The sequence below is a fragment of the Halobacteriovorax sp. JY17 genome, assembly GCF_002753895.1.
Classification (GTDB): Bacteria; Bdellovibrionota; Bacteriovoracia; order Bacteriovoracales; family Bacteriovoracaceae; genus Halobacteriovorax.
The window spans coordinates 684694-705254 of sequence record NZ_NJER01000002.1 but is presented as its reverse complement, the minus strand read 5'-3'; the positions used below and the strand labels follow the sequence as shown (position 1 = coordinate 705254).

Annotated in this window: 22 protein-coding genes; 9 read left to right on the top strand and 13 right to left on the bottom strand. The window is 36.7% G+C overall.

What is annotated here, in order from left to right; genetic code table 11:
* Window positions 1-6 precede the first annotated feature (6 nt).
* Genes panB through CES88_RS11545 form a run of 3 tightly spaced genes read left to right on the top strand, consistent with a single transcriptional unit; the run spans window position 7 to window position 2325 of the window.
* Window positions 7-813, top strand: coding sequence for a 3-methyl-2-oxobutanoate hydroxymethyltransferase (panB, locus tag CES88_RS11555; protein WP_290734493.1), 807 nt, complete (start codon window positions 7-9; stop codon window positions 811-813).
* Window positions 791-1504 carry a type III pantothenate kinase gene (locus tag CES88_RS11550; protein WP_290734491.1) on the top strand — a complete coding sequence of 238 codons (714 nt, stop codon included), beginning with the start codon at window positions 791-793 and terminating at the stop codon, window positions 1502-1504. The genes panB and CES88_RS11550 overlap by 23 nt, the downstream gene beginning before the upstream one ends.
* Window positions 1501-2325, top strand: coding sequence for a class I SAM-dependent methyltransferase (locus CES88_RS11545; protein WP_290734489.1), 825 nt, complete (start codon window positions 1501-1503; stop codon window positions 2323-2325). Before CES88_RS11550 ends, CES88_RS11545 begins: the two co-directional genes overlap by 4 nt.
* A gap of 8 nt (window positions 2326-2333) precedes the next feature.
* On the opposite strand, the gene CES88_RS11540 is transcribed toward CES88_RS11545, so the two are convergent.
* Complete coding sequence (locus CES88_RS11540) at window positions 2334-2558, bottom strand: hypothetical protein (protein WP_290734487.1); 225 nt, start codon at window positions 2556-2558, stop codon at window positions 2334-2336.
* 149 nt (window positions 2559-2707) lie between these two features.
* On the opposite strand from CES88_RS11540, the gene coaBC reads away from it, so the two are divergent.
* The 5 genes from coaBC (at window position 2708) to CES88_RS11515 (ending at window position 7059) form a co-directional block, all read left to right on the top strand.
* Complete coding sequence (coaBC, locus tag CES88_RS11535; RefSeq protein WP_290734485.1) at window positions 2708-3940, top strand: bifunctional phosphopantothenoylcysteine decarboxylase/phosphopantothenate--cysteine ligase CoaBC; 1233 nt, start codon at window positions 2708-2710, stop codon at window positions 3938-3940.
* Window positions 3937-4800, top strand: coding sequence for a pantoate--beta-alanine ligase (gene panC, locus CES88_RS11530; protein WP_290734483.1), 864 nt, complete (start codon window positions 3937-3939; stop codon window positions 4798-4800). The genes coaBC and panC overlap by 4 nt, the downstream gene beginning before the upstream one ends.
* The gene (gene hflX / locus CES88_RS11525; RefSeq protein WP_290734482.1) at window positions 4790-6118 is read left to right on the top strand and encodes a GTPase HflX; all 1329 of its coding nucleotides are present in this window, start codon (window positions 4790-4792) and stop codon (window positions 6116-6118) included. The genes panC and hflX overlap by 11 nt, the downstream gene beginning before the upstream one ends.
* Before the next feature lie 5 nt (window positions 6119-6123).
* On the top strand, window positions 6124-6612 hold the full coding sequence (locus CES88_RS11520) for a hypothetical protein (RefSeq protein WP_290734481.1): 489 nt from the start codon (window positions 6124-6126) through the stop codon (window positions 6610-6612).
* An 87-nt stretch (window positions 6613-6699) separates the two neighbouring features.
* Window positions 6700-7059, top strand: coding sequence for a hypothetical protein (locus CES88_RS11515; protein WP_290734479.1), 360 nt, complete (start codon window positions 6700-6702; stop codon window positions 7057-7059).
* A 6-nt stretch (window positions 7060-7065) separates the two neighbouring features.
* On the opposite strand, the gene udk is transcribed toward CES88_RS11515, so the two are convergent.
* From udk to CES88_RS11485, 6 genes are all read right to left on the bottom strand, one after another.
* The gene (udk, locus tag CES88_RS11510) at window positions 7066-7674 is read right to left on the bottom strand and encodes a uridine kinase (protein ID WP_290734478.1); all 609 of its coding nucleotides are present in this window, start codon (window positions 7672-7674) and stop codon (window positions 7066-7068) included.
* Window positions 7675-7682: 8 nt separating this feature from the next.
* Window positions 7683-8312 (bottom strand): uracil phosphoribosyltransferase, encoded by a 630-nt coding sequence (gene upp, locus CES88_RS11505; RefSeq protein WP_290734476.1) that lies wholly within the window; start codon window positions 8310-8312, stop codon window positions 7683-7685.
* A gap of 11 nt (window positions 8313-8323) precedes the next feature.
* On the bottom strand, window positions 8324-9523 hold the full coding sequence (locus CES88_RS11500; RefSeq protein ID WP_290734474.1) for a URC4/urg3 family protein: 1200 nt from the start codon (window positions 9521-9523) through the stop codon (window positions 8324-8326).
* A gap of 13 nt (window positions 9524-9536) precedes the next feature.
* Window positions 9537-10799: a GTP cyclohydrolase II gene (locus CES88_RS11495; protein ID WP_290734472.1), complete on the bottom strand. Its 1263-nt coding sequence runs from the start codon at window positions 10797-10799 to the stop codon at window positions 9537-9539.
* Between the two features lie 22 nt (window positions 10800-10821).
* Window positions 10822-12300 (bottom strand): aldehyde dehydrogenase family protein, encoded by a 1479-nt coding sequence (locus tag CES88_RS11490; protein ID WP_290734470.1) that lies wholly within the window; start codon window positions 12298-12300, stop codon window positions 10822-10824.
* A gap of 233 nt (window positions 12301-12533) precedes the next feature.
* Entirely contained in the window at window positions 12534-12875 is a 342-nt protein-coding gene (locus CES88_RS11485; RefSeq protein ID WP_290734468.1) for a hypothetical protein, read from the bottom strand.
* Between the two features lie 75 nt (window positions 12876-12950).
* Here CES88_RS11485 and CES88_RS11480 point away from each other — a divergent pair, with 75 nt between their 5' ends.
* On the top strand, window positions 12951-13250 hold the full coding sequence (locus CES88_RS11480) for a hypothetical protein (RefSeq protein ID WP_290734466.1): 300 nt from the start codon (window positions 12951-12953) through the stop codon (window positions 13248-13250).
* Between the two features lies 1 nt (window position 13251).
* Here CES88_RS11480 and CES88_RS11475 read toward each other — a convergent pair whose 3' ends face one another.
* From CES88_RS11475 to CES88_RS11450, 6 genes are all read right to left on the bottom strand, one after another.
* Window positions 13252-13794: a hypothetical protein gene (locus tag CES88_RS11475; protein ID WP_290734464.1), complete on the bottom strand. Its 543-nt coding sequence runs from the start codon at window positions 13792-13794 to the stop codon at window positions 13252-13254.
* An 8-nt stretch (window positions 13795-13802) separates the two neighbouring features.
* A complete protein-coding gene (locus CES88_RS11470) occupies window positions 13803-14531 on the bottom strand; it encodes a hypothetical protein (protein WP_290734462.1) in 729 nt (242 codons plus the stop codon).
* 103 nt (window positions 14532-14634) lie between these two features.
* A complete protein-coding gene (locus CES88_RS11465; RefSeq protein WP_290734460.1) occupies window positions 14635-15693 on the bottom strand; it encodes a serine protease in 1059 nt (352 codons plus the stop codon).
* Window positions 15694-16249: 556 nt separating this feature from the next.
* Window positions 16250-17986, bottom strand: a complete 1737-nt coding sequence (locus CES88_RS11460) for a 30S ribosomal protein S1 (RefSeq protein WP_290734459.1) — start codon at window positions 17984-17986, stop codon at window positions 16250-16252.
* A 182-nt stretch (window positions 17987-18168) separates the two neighbouring features.
* Entirely contained in the window at window positions 18169-19338 is a 1170-nt protein-coding gene (locus tag CES88_RS11455) for a glycosyltransferase (protein WP_290734457.1), read from the bottom strand.
* Complete coding sequence (locus CES88_RS11450) at window positions 19338-20486, bottom strand: DUF3108 domain-containing protein (protein WP_290734455.1); 1149 nt, start codon at window positions 20484-20486, stop codon at window positions 19338-19340. Before CES88_RS11450 ends, CES88_RS11455 begins: the two co-directional genes overlap by 1 nt.
* Between the last annotated feature and the right edge of the window lie 75 nt (window positions 20487-20561).

The following is a 20561-nucleotide window of genomic DNA, read 5'->3' as shown; positions in this document are numbered from 1 at the left end:
CTTATTTTGAAGAAGCTAACGACTTTAACAATTAAAAATCATAAACTTCAAAGAAGTAAGAAGTCTCTGCAAATGTTAACTTGCTATGATTTTCAATCTGCGCAAATGTTAAATGAAACAGAAGTAGACTTCCTTCTTGTTGGTGACAGCCTTGGAAATGTGATGCTTGGATACGAGACAACAGTTCCTGTTAAGCTTGATGAAATGAAAGTTTTCTCTGCCGCTGTAAAAAGAGGTGCTCCAAATAAATTTATCGTTGCAGATCTTCCATTTGGTTCTTACTCAACAATTGAGCAAGGAATTCAAAGCGCAACAGAACTCTTCCAATATTCAAATGTTGAATCAATCAAATTAGAAGGTGCTTTTCCTTACCAACTAGAATTGATTGAAAGACTTACTCAAATTGGAATTCCTGTAATGGGACATATTGGTCTCACTCCTCAATCAGTTCATGAGCTTGGTGGATACTATGTTCATGGAAAAGACGAAGAGTCTGCCAATAAATTATTAAAGGCGGCCCTAGACCTTCAAAACGCAGGTGTTTTTGCCGTTGTTCTTGAGTGTGTAAAAGAAGATATCGCAACTCTTATTACAAATAAATTATCCATTCCAACAATTGGAATTGGAGCTGGTCATAAAACCGATGGACAAGTACTCGTACTAAATGACCTGTTACAAATGGGGCCGAATAAACCTCCTAAGTTTTGTACTCCAATTGCAAATCTCTTTGAAACAAAGAAAGAATTAATTTCAACTTATCTCTTAAAAAATCAAGAGACAGCAAAGAATAATGTACAACCTTCAGTCCATTGATAATGGCAATAGCCACCCTCATGTTGGAGTCTTCAAAAACGGAGAGCTAGCCTTTGTTAGCCCACTAAGAGACTTCCAATTCAATAATGAAATTGAATCTATCGCATCAAGCGTGGGTCCCTCAAAGAACTTAAGTGGATTAAGATATATTTCTCTCAGTAAATTTAGAAAAGAAAATTCTTTTCTTGATATGCCCGTAAATTATGAAATGACTCTGGGAGAAGATCGCCTACACCAAGGCTTCTATGTCTACAAAAAGAAATCTCAAGGTCTCACTCTCTTAATCGATGCTGGAACATTTACGACAGTCGATTTCATTGAAGATGACGGGATGAAAGGTGGTTATATTTTTCCTGGAATTCAAACTTTCTTAAAGTCTTATTCAAGTGGAGATAAGCTTCCTCTGATTCAAGATACGAACTCCATTATTCCTGATCTTGCGATACCAGGCTCTACGAAATCTGCCATTGAAAATGCCATGAAATATTCTCAGATTGCCTGGCTCGAAAAACTTTTAAAAGAGCATAAGGTAAATCAAATATACTTAAGTGGTGGAAATAGTTCCTTATTTAATGAGGTCTTAGAGAGTTCATTTGAAGGGAATATTATTTTTGAAAAAAATCTCATTCACTACGCTCTATATGAAATATACTTATATCTAATAGAGAACAACTTAAAGGAATCCCTATGAATGAAAAAACTGACTTTCCATACCTTCACGGTTTTAGCAATACTGAACAACTAAGACTAGCAAAGCAAGCGAAGTTTTCTGAGTACACTGTTTATAAAGACATTAACTTCTCTGAGCAGAAGAATATATTAGAAGTTGGAAGCGGTGTTGGTGCTCAAACAGAAATTCTTCTTAGAAGATTCCCTGAGCTTAAAGTTACAGGAATTGATAGATCTGACAAACAGTTAGAAACCGCGTCTAATTATCTTAAGTCTCTTGGAGGGTTTGAAGGACGTTATGAGTACCAAGAAATGGATGCTACCGACATGGACTTCGAAGGCGAAAAATTTGATGGTGGATTTCTCTGTTGGGTTCTTGAGCATATTCCAAACCCAGCGAAAGTATTAAGTGAAGTAAGAAGAGTTTTAAGACCTGGCTCTCCAGTCTATATTACAGAAGTTCTAAACTCTTCATTTCTACTAGATCCATATTCACCAAACGTATGGAAGTATTGGATGGCCTTTAACGATTATCAATATGATATGAATGGCGATCCATTCGTTGGAGCGAAACTAGGAAATTTACTTCTTCAACAAGGCTTTAAAGATATTCATGTAGAAACTGTGACGTGGCACTTAGATAATAGAAGACCAAAACAGAGAAAAGAATATATCGACTTCTGGCATGAACTTCTACTTTCAGCTTCTGAGCAATTAATCAAAGCGGAGCGAGTAACAAAAGAAGTAGTAGAAGAAATGAAGAAAGAAATGAGACAAGTTGCCAGTGATCCAAATGCTGTTTTCTACTACTCATTCATTCAAGCAAAAGCAAAAGTCTATTAAGACTTTTGCTAATTATGAAGTAAGTCTTTAATTACATCTGGTGCCGAGATTGCTCGGTACTTCTTCCCGTTAGTTGTTCTAATCCAAAAGCCATCAATAACTTTCTCTGCCATAGGAATTTTAATAGGTTTAACCGATACAATATGATCTAAATTAAAGATCATCTCTTCATGAGTTTCCTCAAGAGCTTGTACGTTTCTATCACTTACAACTGTAAATTTTCCAAAGTTCATATAATACTCCTAGTACTTGGAGCCATTATAACATTTCACCAGAATTTTGTCAGATTCATTCAATCTAACCTATCAAAATTACATAACTTTAACATCAGGCGTCTATTCAATTTAACTCACTAGGCCTATAACCCCCCTACTGGAGAAATATGAAAGTATTATTGGGTGTTTGCGGCTCTATTGCTGCTTATAAGACATTTGATTTAGCAAGGCTTTTAGTTAATAACGGTCATGAAGTTAAGGTAGTTCTAACTAAAGGAGCTGAGGAATTTGTGCGCCCACAAGTCTATAAATATCTTGGCGTTCAAGAAGTCTTCAGTTCAATGGATGATTTCAAGTATCCTCATGAAAAACAGAGAGCCTCAACGGTTCTTCACATTGAATTAGCAAAGTGGGCAGATAAATTTGTCATTGCTCCACTCTCGGCCAATACTCTTTCAAAACTTGCTCATGGCGCAGCTAACGATCTGCTCTCATCAATTTTCTTGGCCATCGATCAGAGTAAGCAGATACTTCTCTTTCCTGCCATGAATACAAATATGCTCACACATCCATTTGTTAAAGAGAACTTTGAACTAGTAGAAAAAATTAAAACTCTACCTCAGGTTTTTATTGCTCCAACACTTAGCGGGGAACTTGCATGTGGTGATATCGGTGCGGGGAAACTCGCTCCTATTGAAGTCATTAGCGAGTTAATTGAAACGATTAATTTTAACTCACGTAATCAGAAGGTTGTTATTACAACAGGAGCAACTATTTCGAGTATCGATCCTGTGAGATATTTAACAAATGCTTCAAGTGGTAAGACTGGTTATGAGATGGCCAAGGAGCTACTTAAGAGCGGTTTCTCTGTTGAAGTAATTGCAGGAAAGAATGCAACGCCAAAATTAGACTTACTCATAGCACATCCAAACTTTAAACTCATAAGAGTTGTCTCAACAAGAGACTTACTTGCAGTAGCGCTTGAGTCAGTGAAAGATGCTTGTACCTATATATCTGCAGCAGCTATTTCTGATATTGAATTCATTCAAGGCGATTCAAAGCTTAAAAAGAATCAATTAAGTGACTCCTTAAAAATATCTACTGCACCCGATGTTTTAAAGAGTATTCTAGAGAATAGAAACCCAAACTTAAAAGTCATAGGCTTTGCTGCTGAGACAAACCTCACAGAAGAAGTTCTCCTAGAGAAGTGGAATAGAAAGAAAGTAGACCTTCTTATTGGAACTCATGTTTCAAGTGGATTAACAAATAGCGATAAAGAAGTGAAAGGTTTTGAGGCCGATCAAGCAAATTATAGCCTGCTTAGAGACGGACAGATCTTCTTTAACGGCGAACTCACAAAGAGAGAACTCTCACAAAGAGTTCTTCAGGAATTAATATGATTAAGTTATTCACTAAAGTAGATGAATTCATATCATTTAGAGAAGGCCTGCAAAATAAAAGTATTGGTTTAGTACCTACAATGGGAAATCTACATGAAGGTCACTTAAGCTTAATTAGTGAATCATCTAAAGAGAATGATCTTACAGTTGTCACTATCTTTGTAAACCCACTTCAATTTGGACCAAATGAAGATTTTGAAAAGTACCCAAGAACTTTAGAGCAAGATATTCAGCGAATTGAAACTCTTTCGATTGAGAAAGACATTTTGATTCTCGCGCCTAGTAGCTCAGCAGAAATTTATCCCGAGAACTTTAGTACAACAATTTCAATAACTGGCCTAACTGAAAACCTATGTGGCGCTTCAAGGCCAGGCCACTTCGATGGGGTAACTACAGTTGTCTATAGATTATTCAAAATTTCCTCTCCTACTATTGCTTACTTTGGGCAGAAAGATTTTCAACAGCAACTTGTTATTAAGAAGATGACTCGTGATCTAGGCTTAACTGTCCAAATAAAAACAATGCCTATTATTAGAGAAGAGTCTGGTCTTGCAAAATCTAGCCGTAATCAATACTTGAGTAACGAAGAAAGAGAGCAGGCCCTAGAATTAAATACAACATTAACTAAAATTTCTGATATATTAACAAACCAAAGCTATCTAGATGCAAGTATTAGTCTCAATGAAGTTCTTGAAAATAAAATAAGAGATCAGAGATGGGAATATTTAGAAATTTTAGATAGTGATAGTTTACAGGAAATAACTCCTACAACAGACTCAGCAGTTATCTTAGGTGCACTTAAAATAGGTGAAACAAGACTAATTGATAACCAAGTAATAAAGATACAATATGCTAGATAATGAATTCCATATTTCAAAAGATGCCAGAGCTTCTCTTGTCTCACTTGTGTGCCCTAAATTTCAAGAACACAGTACCGAGAAAGATACAGAGAGATCCCTTAACGAACTTCGTGAGCTTTTAAATACACTTGGTATTGAAAATGGTGAATCTTATGTTCAAAATAGAAAGTCCGTAGATCCTGCAACAATCCTAGGTTCAGGAAAGATTAAAGAGATTGCTGAAGCAGCGAAGGAAGAAGGTTCTTCTCTTCTTGTTTTTGACTGTGAACTCACTTCATCTCAAATTAGAAATATCAAAACTCTAACAGGGCTCTCTGTTGTAGATAGATGTCACGTTATTTTGGAAATCTTCTCTCAACACGCAAGAACAAGAGAAGCTCAGATCCAAATTGAAATCTCCAGACTTCAATACTTACTTCCAAGACTCTCAGGTTTTTGGACTCACCTTTCAAGACAAAAAGGTGGTATTGGTGTCCGAGGTGGTGAAGGTGAACAACAGATCGAACTAGATAGAAGAATCGTTAGAGAGAGAATTGAGTTCTTTAAAAAAGAATTAGAAGAAGTTAGAAAGTCTAGAGAACAACAAAAGAAGAAAAGACAAAATAAAGCAGTAACTGCTGCCCTCGTTGGCTATACAAATGCAGGGAAGTCTTCAGTTATGAATAGACTCTGCGGAGTTGAAGTTCTTGAAGAAAATAAGCTCTTCGCGACTCTTGATTCAACTTATAGAATGTTAAACCCTGATACAAAACCAAATATGATTCTTATTGATACTGTTGGGTTTATTTCAAATTTACCGAACACACTTATTGATGGGTTTAAAACGACACTAGAATCGGCAATCGAAGCAGACCTTTTGATAATTGTTTGTGATATTTCTGACCCTCACTACAAGAAGCATCTTGAAGTGACTCAACAAGTTCTTGGAGAACTGGGAGTTCATAATAAAGAACAAATGATTGTCTTTAACAAGAAAGATCTTCACCCTGACCCAATGGGGCAAAAGTTGATTGTCAGAGCGACTCCTAATAGTCATTTAGTTTCGACTTACAATAAAGAAGACATGGTTAATCTAAAATCAAGTATCATCAACTACTTCTTAGATAAGCAAGACCACTATGACCTCTTTGTTCCTTATGAAGCAGGGGAAGCTCATTCAAAAGTTGTCTCTAAGACTAATGTCTTGGCGACTCACACTCATGAGCGCGGAATTTTCTATAGAGTGAGAGCTCCTAAGTTCATATTTAATCCACTAGACTTGAGTAAGTTTATTCTTGCTCCAGAAGATCCTCTTAATGAAGAGTTCCTTGTAGAGTAGATAGAATGAAGATCCTTACAAGAATTAAAATTTCGACTCTTCTTTTTCTACTTTCCGCATGCGCAATTCTTCCAACCTCTAGAGAGGATATTCAAGAGCAGCTAAAAAAGCCTATCACTAAGCAACTCAATCCCTTCTTTTCTGATGGATGCTCCAAGTGGCCAGATGGCACAAAAGATAAACCAAATATTTGGCTTATCTGCTGTTTTAATCATGATAAGGCCTACTGGCTTGGCGGTACCAAAGAAGAGAAATTCGAGGCCGATGATAAGCTTCGAATGTGTGTTAAAGAACACTTTTCAGCTTCAATGGGAATTCTCATGTACCTAGGTGTCGCCGTTGGAGGCATTCCTGATTATAAGACTGACTACCGCTGGGGATTCGGATGGAATTATGATCGTGGTTATCTAAAAGTAACAGAAGAAGAAAGAGCATATGCCACCAAACTCCTTCCAAAGAAGGAAGAATCGATGTGGAAATATATTAAGAAATAAGAATCTCACCTAGATAAATTTTACAATTCTCTCAAGTTCCTCTCTAGAAATTGCTATAAGCGAAGAAATCATTTCTACGGAGAATTTATGAAAGCTTTAGCAGTTCTAATTGTATCACTTGTTTCTTTTCAAACATTTGCAACAGGTTCAGTTTATTGTGAATCAAAAAATGCCGAGTTCACCATCGAAGCATCAGTAGCAAGAATGTATGGTAACCCAGTAATCGGTGATATTTATATTACTTTAAAAGGTGAATCAATAATCTTAAATAAAGAACAATTAGTTAATTATTGGAGTGATGCAGATTCTCTAAAGATGCTTATTCTTGATGATAACTTTAATCTTCCAAGAGTAAAACTTGAGGCCAAGAGAACTTTCTTACGTGATACTCAAAAAGGTATCGTAACAATTGATGACCAAGAGTTTAAAATAATTTGCACTTACTAGAAATATCTAAGGGGTAGAGACTAGCTTCTCACCCCATTTATCGACCTTCTCTACAAAATTTTCGACATTTATAATATCACAGGCTTCAGTCTTAGAAGGCTCTACAAATAAGTCATGCATTGGCTTAACTTGTTTGTAAAACTGATTTCTCACCCCTTCTTTTGTTCTTCCTCTTTCATGAATATCTCGATGAAGACGTCTTTCGAACCTTAAGTCCTCGGGGCAATCAATAAAGATTTTATAGTCTAACTCTTTAACAACTTGAGGCTGAGAAAAAATAAGGATTCCATCAACAAAGATATACTTTCTCGGCTCCATTCGTTCAGGTTCTGAACTTCTAGAGTGAGTCGCAAAATCATACACTGGCACATCAATTGAGTGCCCTTTTTTAAGTTCAGAGAGATGTTTAGCCAGAAGATCAAAATCGAGAGATTCCGGGTGATCAAAATTAACTGATCCCCCGTCATGATCAAACTTATTAGATTGATCAAAGTAGTAACTATCTTGTCCAAGAACACAACACTCACTCTCGCCAAGCTTTTCTCTTAGTCTTCTCGCGAATGTTGTCTTACCAGAACCACTTCCTCCGGCCACTCCGACAATAATTACTTCCATGATACTTCCTATTTTGTATTGTAAAGTCTGTCTCCAGCGTCACCAAGACCTGGAAGTAGATACCCTTTTTCGTTTAATCCTTCCTCTTTACTTACAGTATAGATTTCAACATCAGGATGGAAGTGATTAACTCTTTCTAATCCTTCAGGACTAATTAAAACAGTAAGCATTGTAATTTTTCCAACTTTATATTGCTTCAATCTATCAAGAGCTGAGATCGCAGTATCGCCTGTTGCGAGCATTGGATCTAAAAGAAGAACATCTCTCCCCTCACACTTATCAGGAAGTTTGAAATAGTACTCAACTGTATTATTGATAAATTTATCTCGGTACATTCCCACAAAACCAACGGCAGAAAATGGTAGCGTGTCTAGAACTCCATCTAGTAGACCATTTCCAGCCCTTAGAACAGATACGACCATTGGGTAATTTTCAACAACTGGAACTGTTGCTCCCATAATTGGAGTTTCAATTTCGACTTTGGCTGCCTTTAAGTTTCTTGTTGCTTCATAAGCTAGAAATCTTCCGATTTCATTCATAATATCTCTAAAGGCCCTAGAGTTCGTGTTCTTATCTCTTAAGAGAGAAAGCTTATGATCTAGTACCGGATGATTTATTTCATGTAAATTATTTGTCATTTCTACTCCAATTAAAAAACTGTTCCATCACTATCTAATTTAAGAGGCGGTGACGAGTCCTCTCTCTTCTCTTTGGCAATTCTTCTTCCTGCCCACCAAGTTCCACCTTCTAAAACTTTTGCTAGTGGAAATTCTTCGTCAGAAAAACCTAACTCTTTTCTTACAATGTCAGCAATTTTATCAAGTAGGTTTACCGTAAGAGCTCTCCATTCAATAATAATTTCACTATCTGGCTTATGAGAGACTTCCATCATCTTAGGGTCTCTAAGAGTAATAAGTCCCGAATCTATAAGTAGTCCACCATTTCTATATTCAGCGAGACCAGTCATTTTATTCACCGAGTGAACGTTGAAACCAGCTTCCATAAAAGGCTCTATCAATGAATAAGTTAACCACTGAGAAAGTTTATGAAAGGCCACTAGAGAATTTAAATCACTCTTCTCTCCAAGAGATGGATGATTCCATACATCGCCTAGAGAAATACCATCGACAACAATTCGAGATGGCCAGATATCTCCAAAATGAGTAAGAACAGCTTTAAGTAGATCTGTTGCAGCAAATTCACTACCGTGCTTACTTTCCATATAATCTAAAATATTTCCAGGTCGTCCATCTACAAAGACCTCAGGCTTTGACTGAATACACTTTCCTAGACTTGCTAAAAGTCCCGCTCTCCCAGAAACTCCCACTAGAGGATTGCTTTCTGAAACTTGAAAGGCCTTCTCAATATCAGCTCCACTGATTTCAACTAGTTTTGAAGCATCAGCTATTTTTGAACCATTCTTTGAGAATGCTCCATCCATGAACATATGCCAGCTAGCGACACCAAGACCTTCACTTCTATTAAACGATTTCCCATCTTCATCAAAGCTCCAAGTTGGCCCTGCTCCAGCATCAAGAAGAACTGAGGTAATCACTAGGTCTAGTTTTGTTCTTCCCTTTTCCTTAGGATCAAGTGATGCAAGCTCTGAATCAAACTTTGAATTTCTATCGATTCCTCCAACCTGAAAATGTCCCCACCTAGAATGGAAAGGAATTTTAAGGTCTGGATAATTATCTTTAATCACTTCAAGAACGAAATTAGAAACCTCTTGTAACTTCTCTTCGTGGTATTCAAAGTTAGTTTTACCGGCGACAGTTAGATCAAATAACTTCGATGTTCTCTCTCTAACTGCTTCAGCACTTAATATATAATCTATTTCTTTGTTCATTTTTCTACCTTTATTATTCTTCTAAATTTCTACCGACAACTTTACCAAGGTCATCTTCACCTTTGATTTCACCTTCAGTGAAGTAACCTGCCGCTTTTTTCGCTTCCATTTCAACTTGCGCGTCTGCTGGAATTAAGTCATCAGGAATAGAAATTCTATTAATCACTTCAATTCCACTTTTTGCAATGGCGTCGTATTTCATATTACTCATTGAGTGAAGATTATGAATTCTCTTTACTCCGAAGTACTGAAGAACATCGGGCATGAATTCTTGAAATCTCGCATCTTCAACACCTGCAACACACTCAGTTCTCTTGAAATAATTCTTTGCTGAATCTCCGCCTTCTTGTCTCTTTCTCGCGTTATAAACTAAGAACTTCGTAACTTCACCGAGAGCACGTCCTTCTTTTCTATAGTAAACAATTAAGCCTACACCACCTCTTTGAGCAGTTTTGGTTGCGTGCTCGATTCCGTAAGTAAGGTAAGGTCTACAAGTACAAATATCTGAGCCAAAGACATCTGATCCATTACACTCATCATGAACTCTACAACTTAGTTCTACTTCTGGGTTTGAAAGCTTATCAACATCTCCAAATACATAGGCCGTTGTTGAACCAATTGGAGGAAGTAAAACTTTTAAATCAGGTCTTGTTACTAGTTCTGGGAACATTCCCCCTGTCTCATTGAAGAGAATTTTTCTAAGTTCACCTTCATCAATTCCAAGACGCTTAGCAATTCCAGGTAAGTACCAAACTGGTTCAAATGCAATTTTTGTTACTTTAACAGACTTATCTTTTGCGATGATATCACCATCAATTTCAAGTCTGCCTTTATCAATTGCTTCGAATATTTCAGGAATATGAAGTCTTGCTTGAGTCACGGCAATAGTAGGTTTGATATTATAACCTTCTCTAATATAATCACCGTAAAGTTCTTGAATGTGTCCACCCCAAGGATCGATTGAAACAATCTTTTCAGGATCAAACCAAGAATCCTGAGGCTTAATAGTAACAGGAGAGAAAGTATTCTCTAGCTCCGGTCTATGCTCACGAGGATAGTCCCCATTTGCAATAGATAGCGCTCTATAAACCGTATATGAACCACTATGAGTTCCAATAGCATTTCTATTTTCTTTTTCAGAGATAGTCGCAATGATTGGCCCTCTCTCTTTAGGATTATCTGCTCCCCAATTTACAGGAAGGGACTTCTTAAAAATTTGATTACTGTGAGAAGTTAATACCACATGACTTGGTCTCTCAAATTTATCCTTACTCATATATTTCTCCTGTGAATGGGCCTTAGCTCATCCAGTTATGATCATTTTGCATCTGCCACTTAGTTGTGACTTTCTTATTATGTGACCAGAAATTTAAACTATTTTCTCCAGTGATATCTCCGTGTCCAAATTTTGAATCGTTGATTCCACCAAAGCTAAACGGCTCTCTTGGTACTGGTACACCGATATTAATACCGACCATACCTGCACTTGCATTCTTGGCAACAACTTCAGCTAGTGCTCCACTGCTTGTAAACACACTTGCCGCATTTCCATAGTCATTTGCATTTTCAATTTTTAGAGCTTCCGAAATATTTGAACACCTAATGATACTCATAATTGGTCCAAATAATTCTAACTTAGATGCTTCCGAATCTTCCTTAACACCATCTAATATTGTTGGTCCAAGCCAGAAACCTTCTCCAAGTCCTTCTGGTTTCGTTGCTTTTCTTCCATCAAGAAGAATTTTCGCTCCATCTTTTTCAGCTTTTTTAATTGCACCATTTAGGAACTCAACTTGCTCCTTTGTAATGATTGCTCCCATCTTGTCGCCAAGACTTGTGCTCTTTGCTCTTTCGATAATACTTTCAATTTGCTTGTCTACTTCTCCAACAGCAAGAAGAACCGAAGCGGCCATACATCTCTGTCCAGCACAACCAGTGAAAGAATCAGCAATTCCCACTCCTGCCATTTCAGGGTCAGCATCTGGTAATAAAATGATGTGATTCTTTGCTCCACCTAGACATAGAGCTCTCTTACCAAGGGCAGTTGCTCTTGCGTAGACAAGTTTTGCAATCTTTGATGATCCTACAAAACCTACTGCTTTAATATCTGCATTATCAATGATTGAATTCACGCAGTCTGCTGTTCCGTTTAGAATTGTTAGAACACCAGCTGGAAGACCTGCTTCTGCCAATGCTTTCCCCAGAAGAGTTGCAGTAAGAGGTGTTTTCTCCGATGGCTTCCATACATAAGAATTTCCAAGAGTAATAGCAATTGGAATTGTCCACATTGGAACCATTGCTGGAAAATTAAATGGAGTGATTGAAGCGACAACTCCTAGGGCCTCTCTTCTATACTCGCAGAACACGCCTCTAGAAACTTCCATCTTTGCACCAGCATCTAAATTTTGAAGACTGATAGCGTACTCTAGAACTTCTATTCCTTTCATGATTCCTGCTTTAGATTCAGAAAGAATTTTTCCATTCTCTAGAGAAACAACTTGAGCGATCTTATCTATATCTCTTAAAAGAATTTCTCTAAAGTTAAACATAACTTTGGTTCTATCTTTAATCGGAGTTTGCCCCCACACAACCTGAGCTTCTTTAGCTTTTGCAATTGCAACATCAATTTGCTTGCTTGTTGCTATATTAGTTCTTCCGACAATTGAACCTGAGTAAGGAGAATAAATATCGATGACTTCACCATCTCCAACAACCCACTCACCACCGATAAAATTTGGGGCGTCCATTACCTCTTTTGGTATTTCAATAACACTCATTATGACTCCATAATTATAAATAAATTAAATAGCCGTCCATTATAGGACAAATAAACGAGCCTTGAATACGAGACGCATCAAAGTGTTGAAATTAAAGTAGTGTATTAGGTAGACCTAAAAGAGACCGCTGCGGTAGTAGATGGTTAAAACAACGATGAGCACGATAATAATAAGTGAGCCAATGATAGTAATTAATTCTTTATCCATAAATCTATTATTAACGAAGAATAGATTTAGGAAAAGATATTTCTAAGTAGAGATTTCGCCTCAAGTGGTTTATCCAAAACAAGACTTGCTCTATTTAGCCACGCTTCTGGCAATTGTTGCTCTTTTAGCTTGGTAACACCCACAGGAATCTGCGACACTTGAACTAAGTCCTCTAAGAGTTTCTCTTGGTAGCTTTCAATAGTCGCCCAATCAACTAGAATAAAGTCTGGGTTTAGATCGTTAAAGAAGTATAGGTTATCCCTTCCATCGGCAGTCGTATTGGCCTCAAAATTTTCTTCGGCCCGACACAGAGCTTCAAGCAAATCCCTAAGAAAGGCCTCTTCTTCGATATAATATAGCTTTTTCATTTCTATGAAATCCCCGACATGTTAGAGTAATCTAGATGGTTTTTAACAAACCAAATTCTAGAGGGAAAGAAAAATATGTCAAAAAGTAAAATCAAAGTCATTGAGGCCAATTCACTAGAAGTTCTATTTGAGTGTGACTTTGAAGATCATGAGAAAGCTTTTGACTATGCCAGAAGAATGGAAGAAATGGGTATTGAAATAAAGGTTCACGCGCCTTCACTCTCTGAAACCCTCGCCGTCAGTCTTGGAGCCGACGAAGCTGACCTCTCTACTCTTAGAAATGAAGTTGATGAAGAAATTGCAAGTCACATCCAAAATGATGAACACGGATGTGTAGTTTGTATGCCTGAAGACCCAAATCTTCCAAAGCAATAATTTATTTTAAATTAATCACTTCAAAATTAGTCGTATCTATAGCACCTTTTAAGAAAATATGAGTGATATAAGGAAACCAAAGAAATTTTCCACCATCTCTTTTAACACTATTCCAATAATTCATTGTTTCAGGTGGAACTGATTTTAGCTCAGTATAATTCTTTGAGTTAAGGGCCATAACCTCTTCGTCTGAAATAGAAAAGTCTCCTTTTTTCTGATTTATATTCCTATTGAATATTACTCCTTCATAGAGCTCTTCAACTTCTACTACAGAAACTTTAAAGCACTTCGTTCTAAAGAGCTGAAAATCAGACTGAATTTTTCGTAGTTCATTAATTATAAGTTGTGGATTAAGAGCTGAGAATTGAACCACATCATTCCATTTGCAATTTAATATTGGAATAATTTCTTCCGTCAGCTCTTCTCGACCAAGATATTTTCTATTGTGAGACTTGTAGAGTTCGCCTTCAGGATTCATTTCATTTAATGGAATTAATTTACTTCCTATAAATGGCTCAGGAAGTAAGTGATAAAAATAATTCATCTTCTAACCTAGTTATAAATAGAGTCCACTTCCATACTTGTTGGTAAGTCAATTTTTGGGATATCCTGACAAAGAATTCTCACCCCTTCTTCTTGAAACTCAGACGCCTTTCGATCTAAGTAGTACCAAACCCCAAGAGAATTAATTTGAAGTTTTATATTACTTGAAATTATTCTTTTAGGTGAATTTAGCTCTTTCATTTTTGCAGAAAGAATATAGTGAGGAGCTAGAAATGCTGCTCTCCTAATCGACTCTAGAACATGAACAACCATACAATTATAGTGTCCTGAGTTCTTATACTCCTCTATGAGTCTCTCACTTGTCACTAAAACTTCTTCATAGTTTCTCTTTAACGACTTCTTTAATTCTTTTTTTACTTCTTTAATATTTATTTTTGGAACTTCTCTATATCTCAGATCAGGATAGTCAAGATATGATGAGAATGCTGGTGTGAGATTCATATCAATATAATCTAAACAAAGTATTGGTAAATTTTTCTGTTGATACTTCTTAGCTCTTTGATCATAAGCTTTTGCTAATAGAAAAGTAATTCTTTCAGAATTAATTAAGAGATTACTTAGGATCTTTGTTCTTCCATTCGTAAGCTTAGCGTAAAGAGGTTTTCTATACTTGTTTTCTTCAATGGCATCTTTAATGTGTGTAGAAAAACAATTTCGCCCTTTAGAGAAGGCTTCGCTAGATGTTATTAAGAATATTAAAATTAAGTATACCTTCATTTCATTCCCAATAATAAAGGCCTATCAAAAGATAGGCCTTATATAATTAAAAGGTCACGACACATTTACGAAAGTTCGCTTCACCTGATAACTCTCTTTTTTTTTACTGAAGCTCTGCTGCATCTAATGCTGCTAAAGCTTCACTAATTGCTTGATCAACTTCACTATCACTTAGAACATTTTCAACAGTATTATCTACTTCGCTCTCCGTCTGTGCTTCAAATTCAGCAATTTTCTTTTCGATTTCTACATTTGTTATACGAGTAACGGCTTCTCCACCACATGCTCCACCAGTAACACCTTCTTCACAGAAGTTAACACCTTGGCACTCATAGCTATTTCCATCTTCGTCTTTTCTTGTGTAAGTTGTATAATCTTTTGCTCCACGAACTAAGATTCCTTCAACTTCTCCACTTCTTGCATTAAATACTGCTGAACCAGAGTTTCCACCAAATGTATCTAAATCAGCATCGAAGTAAACAGAGTTCCCATTTGCTTGAACAGTTGAGTCTCCAGATATTTTTAAAGGAAGACCTGACGGTGAACCAATAACAAATACACCTTCACCTAAACCAATCTTACCTTCTTTTCTAAACTGTAATGGCTCTCTTCCCTCAACAACTCTATCAAGTTCGATTAGTGCATAATCCATCTGATCACTATTTGATAGCTTTTGACTAACAATTGTTTTACAAGAATAAACTTTGTCAGCTTCTAGGCTTAGATCTTCTACTTCACCTTTTTTGAAATCAAATACCCACTTAGCACCTGAACAATCACTCTCAGAAGTCATACAGTGACCAGCTGTTACTAAATACTTATTACCAACCAAGAATCCTGAACAATTTCCGATTGAAAGTTGCTTTGCAAATTTCTCACCCTTACAAAGTGGCTTACCTTGTGGGTCCCACCATGTTCTAGAAATTTTCAGCATGAAATCTTCTAATGTTTCATTCTTTAAAGCGTATGATGCCTTATCTTCAGACAAAGTAAGGTTTCCGTTTTTAACTTGAGTTGCTGTAGATGAAGCAAGATTCTTTCTCATGCTATTTCTACTATCTACTATATCAATTCTATTATCTTCACCGTAGGCCACTTTTGGTTGAGCTGCTGCTACGTTGGCGCTTACACATAGAACTGCTAATGCTAATACTGTCTTCATTCTTTTCCCCTTTTTTCGATACTGAAAACTAACACCGCTAAAACAGCATGTCAGAAAGAACCCAGACACTCTGTAATTCCTACATGCAAATGTAAGAATATGTCAGGACTGTCAAATCCTTACGTAAAACCAGCTAATTAAAGAGCAGGGTCCCACTTTAGCCAGTGTAAGAAACTAGAGTAATTAGGCAATCTGCGAGAGCAATCATGGAGATAACGTACTGAAAATTCGTACATAAAAGGAGAATTCGATATTATTCAAAACTAACGCGTTGCTATATATTTTCCTGGCATATTCACCCGATCTCGCACTTCCTGTGCTCTAACTTACTTGCAAGAAAATCAAAGATTATCCACCTCTTCGGTTCGCATCCTGCTCACCTACGCGTTGTTCGGCGTTTAATAGCTTCGCGCTTCAAAGCCGGCCCCCGATCTCGCACCTCCTGTGCTCGCCTGGGTTGTTCGGCGTCATATGCCTTCCTGGCATATGACGCCTCCAAAAAAAAGGCCCGCAGTTAATGCGGGCCCTCGTATAAAAACAAATTTTAAATTTTATTTTATTCTTCGTCTTTATCGATTGAGAAACCTTTGAACTTATCAGCAAGCGTTGCAGCTTTAACAGTTGCAGCTGAGTAAGAACCGTTTGCAGCAGCAGAAGCGGCAGCTTTAATTGAAAGAGCGATCTTCTTCGCATCTTTATCAATTGAAATTACCATTGCTTTTGCAACGTCACCTTTTTTGATAACGTCTTCAGGCTTATCAACTCTCTCTTCAGAAAGTTCAGAAATATGTACTAGACCTTCAATTCCAGTCTCTAGCTCAACGAAAGCACCAAAGTCAGTAACTCTAACTACTTCTGCTTCAACTACAGTTCCAACAGGAAATCTAGTTTCGATTTTCTTCCAAGGATCTTCGTGAAGTTGCTTAATACCAAGACAGAACTTAGAGTTCTCTTTGTCTACAGAAAGAACTACAGCTTCAAGCTCAGATTCTTCTTTGTATTCTTCGTTGATATTTACATTCTTCTTAGTCCAAGAAAGATCTGATACGTGGATTAAAGCATCAACTTCTTCTCCAAGATCAATAAACATTCCAAATTCAACAATTGACTTAACTTTACCAGTTACTTTAGTCCCTACAGGGTACTTAGCTTCAATTGCTTCCCATGGATTGTCTTGAAGTTGCTTAAGTCCAAGAGAAATTCTCTTGTTCTCAACATCAACGTCAAGTACTTGAGCTTCGATTCTTTCACCAACATTGAAATGCTTCGCTGGGTTTTTAATTTTTCCAGTCCAAGACATTTCAGAAACGTGGATAAGACCTTCGATCCCATCGTCAAGTTCAATGAATACACCGTAATCTTTAACAGATACAACTTCTCCACCAACTTTAGTTCCTGCAGTGTAAGTTTCTTTAGCTTTTTCCCAAGGGTTTGGCTGAACTTGCTTAAGTCCAAGAGAAACTCTTTCTTTATCAGAATCAAACTTAAGAATTTTAACATCAATTTCGTCACCCATATTAAGTAGGTTAGAAGGATGCTTAACTCTTCCCCAAGACATATCAGTAATGTGTAGAAGACCGTCAATACCACCAAGATCGATGAATGCACCGTAATCAGTGATGTTTTTAACGATACCTTTAACAATCATTCCTTCTTGAATTTGATCAAGAATTTCTTGTCTCATTTTTCCACGTTCTTCTTGAAGAATAGCTCTTCTAGAAAGAACAATGTTTCCTCTTTTCTTATTGAACTTGATTACTTTGAATTCCATCTTCTTACCGATGTACTTATCAAGGTATCTAGTTGGTCTAAGATCAATTTGAGAACCTGGTAAGAACGCCTTAACGCCGATATCTACAGAAAGTCCACCTTTAACCTTAGCGATAACAGTCCCCTCAAGAGGAGTACCTTTTTCACAAGCTTCAGAAATTTTATCCCAAGCTTTAAGGATTTCGGCTTTGTCTTTAGAAAGAACAAGGTTACCCATAGATGACTCAAGCTTATCTAAATAAACTTCAATATCGTCACCTTCTTTAATCTTTAGAGAACCATCATAGTTTTGGAATTCTCTAACTGAAACTAGACCTTCTTGCTTATAACCGATATCGATCATAACGTAGTCTGGTCCAATAGAAACAACGTTCCCCATAAAAACTTCACCTTCTTCGAAGTTCTTAGTAGTAGTTGTGTCTAGTAATTTTGAGAATTCTGTTGCTTCAACAACTTCTACGTCTTCACCGTAAACAACCTCAAAATCTGTCATCCATTTTTGTTTTAATTCTTGAGTAGTCATATTGACCTCCCTAGGTTCAGAAAAAGGCTTGGATACTCCCAATTCTTTACCATAATTTTTGATAGCGCTGGCAATGCCCGCGTCCCTGTATTCGCTACTGCGACATGAGAGAAATTTAGTTTGCCAGAAGATAACTGATGCACCGTCTAATGTACAGTTAATTCTTAGATATTCTTGTGAGTTTACAGGCCTTTAGGTCTCTTATGTCGAATGAGACGCTCACGCTTGGTGAGAATTTTCTCGTACCCCATAAGTAGCTGATTTTTATAAAATTCAATACCAAAATCAGAGACTAACTCATCTCTCCCACTTTCTAAGCGATCGATATAGCCGGCATAGGTATTAAATATTTTCTCTAACTTCTCTCGAATTTCTCTCGCATCACCAGACTTATAGGTCTCGCCTAGTCTTCCTCTTTTCCTAAACAGCTCTTTCGTCGCATATGTTCTAGGAGCAAGAGAAGGAATATTATTTAATAGAGAATTTACTAATAAATCCTCAATAGGAACTTTAGCATCTAAACCAATCCAAGCATCGACCTTTAAACAGGCCTCGGTAAGATCATCTGTAAATTCTAAAAAGATATGATCATTGGCCCCTATATCAGAAATCAACTCTCTCACGCTATCTTGAAGAAGAAACTTATCCCAAGATATTTCAGAGTAAATAAGAAGCTTAACTTTCTTTGATAAGCTCGCCTTAGTATTCAGGGAACTAATCGCGTTTATTGCAGGTCTTAGAAAATCAATATCTTTTTCATGCCCTCCGACAGCGCATCCAACAAACCAGGCGCCAGTGCTTTTATCAGAAGTAGAAATTCTTATATCTCTCCCAACTCCAAGACCGGTGTATTCAAATTTTCTAATTGGAACTTCTAAATGCCCGTGCACACCATCGGCCATTTCTTTAATAGGAAGGAAGACTTGATCAATTCTTCTAATCAAGTTCCGATGCCAGAATTTCTTATAAAACTTTTTAATTTCATGATTAAAAGTAAAAACTAGAGATATCTTGGTCTTTCTTTTTAGGTAAAAACTGGCCGGCCAAAGAAACGACAGATCATAACAGTGAACAAGGGATATATTAAATTTTGTTAAGTACTGAACAAAAGCATTTAGTCTATGCCATTTTAGAAAGTTTAAAGAAATACTTCCAACATGGTAAAGGCAATCAATCCCCAACGCTTTCGCCTTTAAGTTCACAATTGAATCTCTAAGGCAGTAGAGAAAAACGTTGTGACCAGTCTCTCTTGCAATCAAGCAATCTTTAAGCGCCATTCTTTCTCTTGTTCCCCATTTTGAACCAAGGCATACATAGAGAATATTTTGTTGATCTCGAAATATATTTGCCACTAGTATTCTCCGGGAAATATATCACTCATCGTCACTCTCTTATCGCCTTGAGTGTATTCGACGAGTTCTCCCTCTATTGCTCCAATTTTAACGTTTGCTTTAAACTTAAGAATTTTTCTAAACTTATCAGTACTAAACCAGAAGTTTATATCGCCCCTCTTAGAGAGAACCCCTGGAAATCTTGTTTCAGCTTTTATTTTATAAGCATTGATCCACTTGCCCATGATCTTAATTTCTTCAATCTTTTCGACTTCCATTTTCATTAACCAAATTTTTGTTCTTGTAATAATTGGGAATTCAAACTTATTACCAATTTTAAGATCGAGCCCCCTTACGAAATAGAGCGCAGAAAATGAATCTTGAAAATACTTTGGTGTATATTCATTCTTCTCAATTTTCTTAATCTTTCCCTTCTTCAGTCTCTTATACCAAAAATAAGTTTTAAGAGTTTCAGGATCAAATAATTGAAGGTCATCAACATCTTGTCCAGACTCTCTCTGAACAAGAGTATATTTAACAGGAAGAAATGTGCGAGCATCTACATAACTCTCAATCCAGTCTTCAACTTCATAAATATAATCGTAGAAGCTTGCGCTTTTTAAAGAACCTTTAAAATGAAATGCTTTTCTTCCCGCGACATTTACAACGGGTAAAGTTTCTAACTTAGCATGACCGACAGTTATGCCTAAGTAACTTGCTCTAAGGACAAATTTCTCATTAGGAAAAAAGACAGGCTTCACATTATCCCAGACATACTTATACTTCTTATTGTATTCTTTAAATTTCTTTGGATAGTCTTTTGTTTTTTCAACGGGAATATCTTCAGGAGTTTCTTCCTTACTTACTTTTTCTTTTACTTCGATTTTCTTTTTTACAATTTTCTTTTTTGGTACGACTTTCTTTTTTTCAACTTTCTTAGAAATTTCTTTTAATGGTTTCTTCTCATCAATATCTTTCTTTATTTGTGAAACTTCTTCATCATTCTCTGAAACATCATGCACCTTAAATTTTTCAAAACGGTCATCCTTTAGGTCAAAGGCCTCTACTAACTCAGTTGAAACTTGGTCTCTAAACTTTCGATCTTTTGTAGAGGAGCAACTCCAGAGAATTAACGAAAATAGGAGAAAAAATATATATTGCTTATTCATAGTAATGACCCAATTTAGAGAGCTAAGTTTTTAAGATTATTTAGCTTTTATTTTATCCGCTTGGGTCATCTAAAG

Bases quoted from the DNA above. Each gene is read 5' to 3' on its own strand.
- CES88_RS11460 (WP_290734459.1), bottom strand. From the start codon at position 17,986: ATGACTACTCAAGAATTAAAACAAAAATGGATGACAGATTTTGAGGTT.
- CES88_RS11540 (WP_290734487.1), bottom strand. From the start codon at position 2,558: ATGAACTTTGGAAAATTTACAGTTGTAAGTGATAGAAACGTACAAGCT.
- panC (WP_290734483.1), top strand. From the start codon at position 3,937: ATGATTAAGTTATTCACTAAAGTAGATGAATTCATATCATTTAGAGAA.
- coaBC (WP_290734485.1), top strand. From the start codon at position 2,708: ATGAAAGTATTATTGGGTGTTTGCGGCTCTATTGCTGCTTATAAGACA.
- CES88_RS11485 (WP_290734468.1), bottom strand. From the start codon at position 12,875: ATGAAAAAGCTATATTATATCGAAGAAGAGGCCTTTCTTAGGGATTTG.
- udk (WP_290734478.1), bottom strand. From the start codon at position 7,674: ATGGAAGTAATTATTGTCGGAGTGGCCGGAGGAAGTGGTTCTGGTAAG.
- CES88_RS11475 (WP_290734464.1), bottom strand. From the start codon at position 13,794: ATGAATTATTTTTATCACTTACTTCCTGAGCCATTTATAGGAAGTAAA.
- CES88_RS11515 (WP_290734479.1), top strand. From the start codon at position 6,700: ATGAAAGCTTTAGCAGTTCTAATTGTATCACTTGTTTCTTTTCAAACA.
- CES88_RS11520 (WP_290734481.1), top strand. From the start codon at position 6,124: ATGAAGATCCTTACAAGAATTAAAATTTCGACTCTTCTTTTTCTACTT.
- CES88_RS11490 (WP_290734470.1), bottom strand. From the start codon at position 12,300: ATGAGTGTTATTGAAATACCAAAAGAGGTAATGGACGCCCCAAATTTT.
- CES88_RS11545 (WP_290734489.1), top strand. From the start codon at position 1,501: ATGAATGAAAAAACTGACTTTCCATACCTTCACGGTTTTAGCAATACT.
- CES88_RS11480 (WP_290734466.1), top strand. From the start codon at position 12,951: ATGTCAAAAAGTAAAATCAAAGTCATTGAGGCCAATTCACTAGAAGTT.
- CES88_RS11550 (WP_290734491.1), top strand. From the start codon at position 791: ATGTACAACCTTCAGTCCATTGATAATGGCAATAGCCACCCTCATGTT.
- CES88_RS11495 (WP_290734472.1), bottom strand. From the start codon at position 10,799: ATGAGTAAGGATAAATTTGAGAGACCAAGTCATGTGGTATTAACTTCT.
- CES88_RS11470 (WP_290734462.1), bottom strand. From the start codon at position 14,531: ATGAAGGTATACTTAATTTTAATATTCTTAATAACATCTAGCGAAGCC.
- CES88_RS11500 (WP_290734474.1), bottom strand. From the start codon at position 9,523: ATGAACAAAGAAATAGATTATATATTAAGTGCTGAAGCAGTTAGAGAG.
- upp (WP_290734476.1), bottom strand. From the start codon at position 8,312: ATGACAAATAATTTACATGAAATAAATCATCCGGTACTAGATCATAAG.
- CES88_RS11465 (WP_290734460.1), bottom strand. From the start codon at position 15,693: ATGAAGACAGTATTAGCATTAGCAGTTCTATGTGTAAGCGCCAACGTA.
- hflX (WP_290734482.1), top strand. From the start codon at position 4,790: ATGCTAGATAATGAATTCCATATTTCAAAAGATGCCAGAGCTTCTCTT.
- CES88_RS11450 (WP_290734455.1), bottom strand. From the start codon at position 20,486: ATGAATAAGCAATATATATTTTTTCTCCTATTTTCGTTAATTCTCTGG.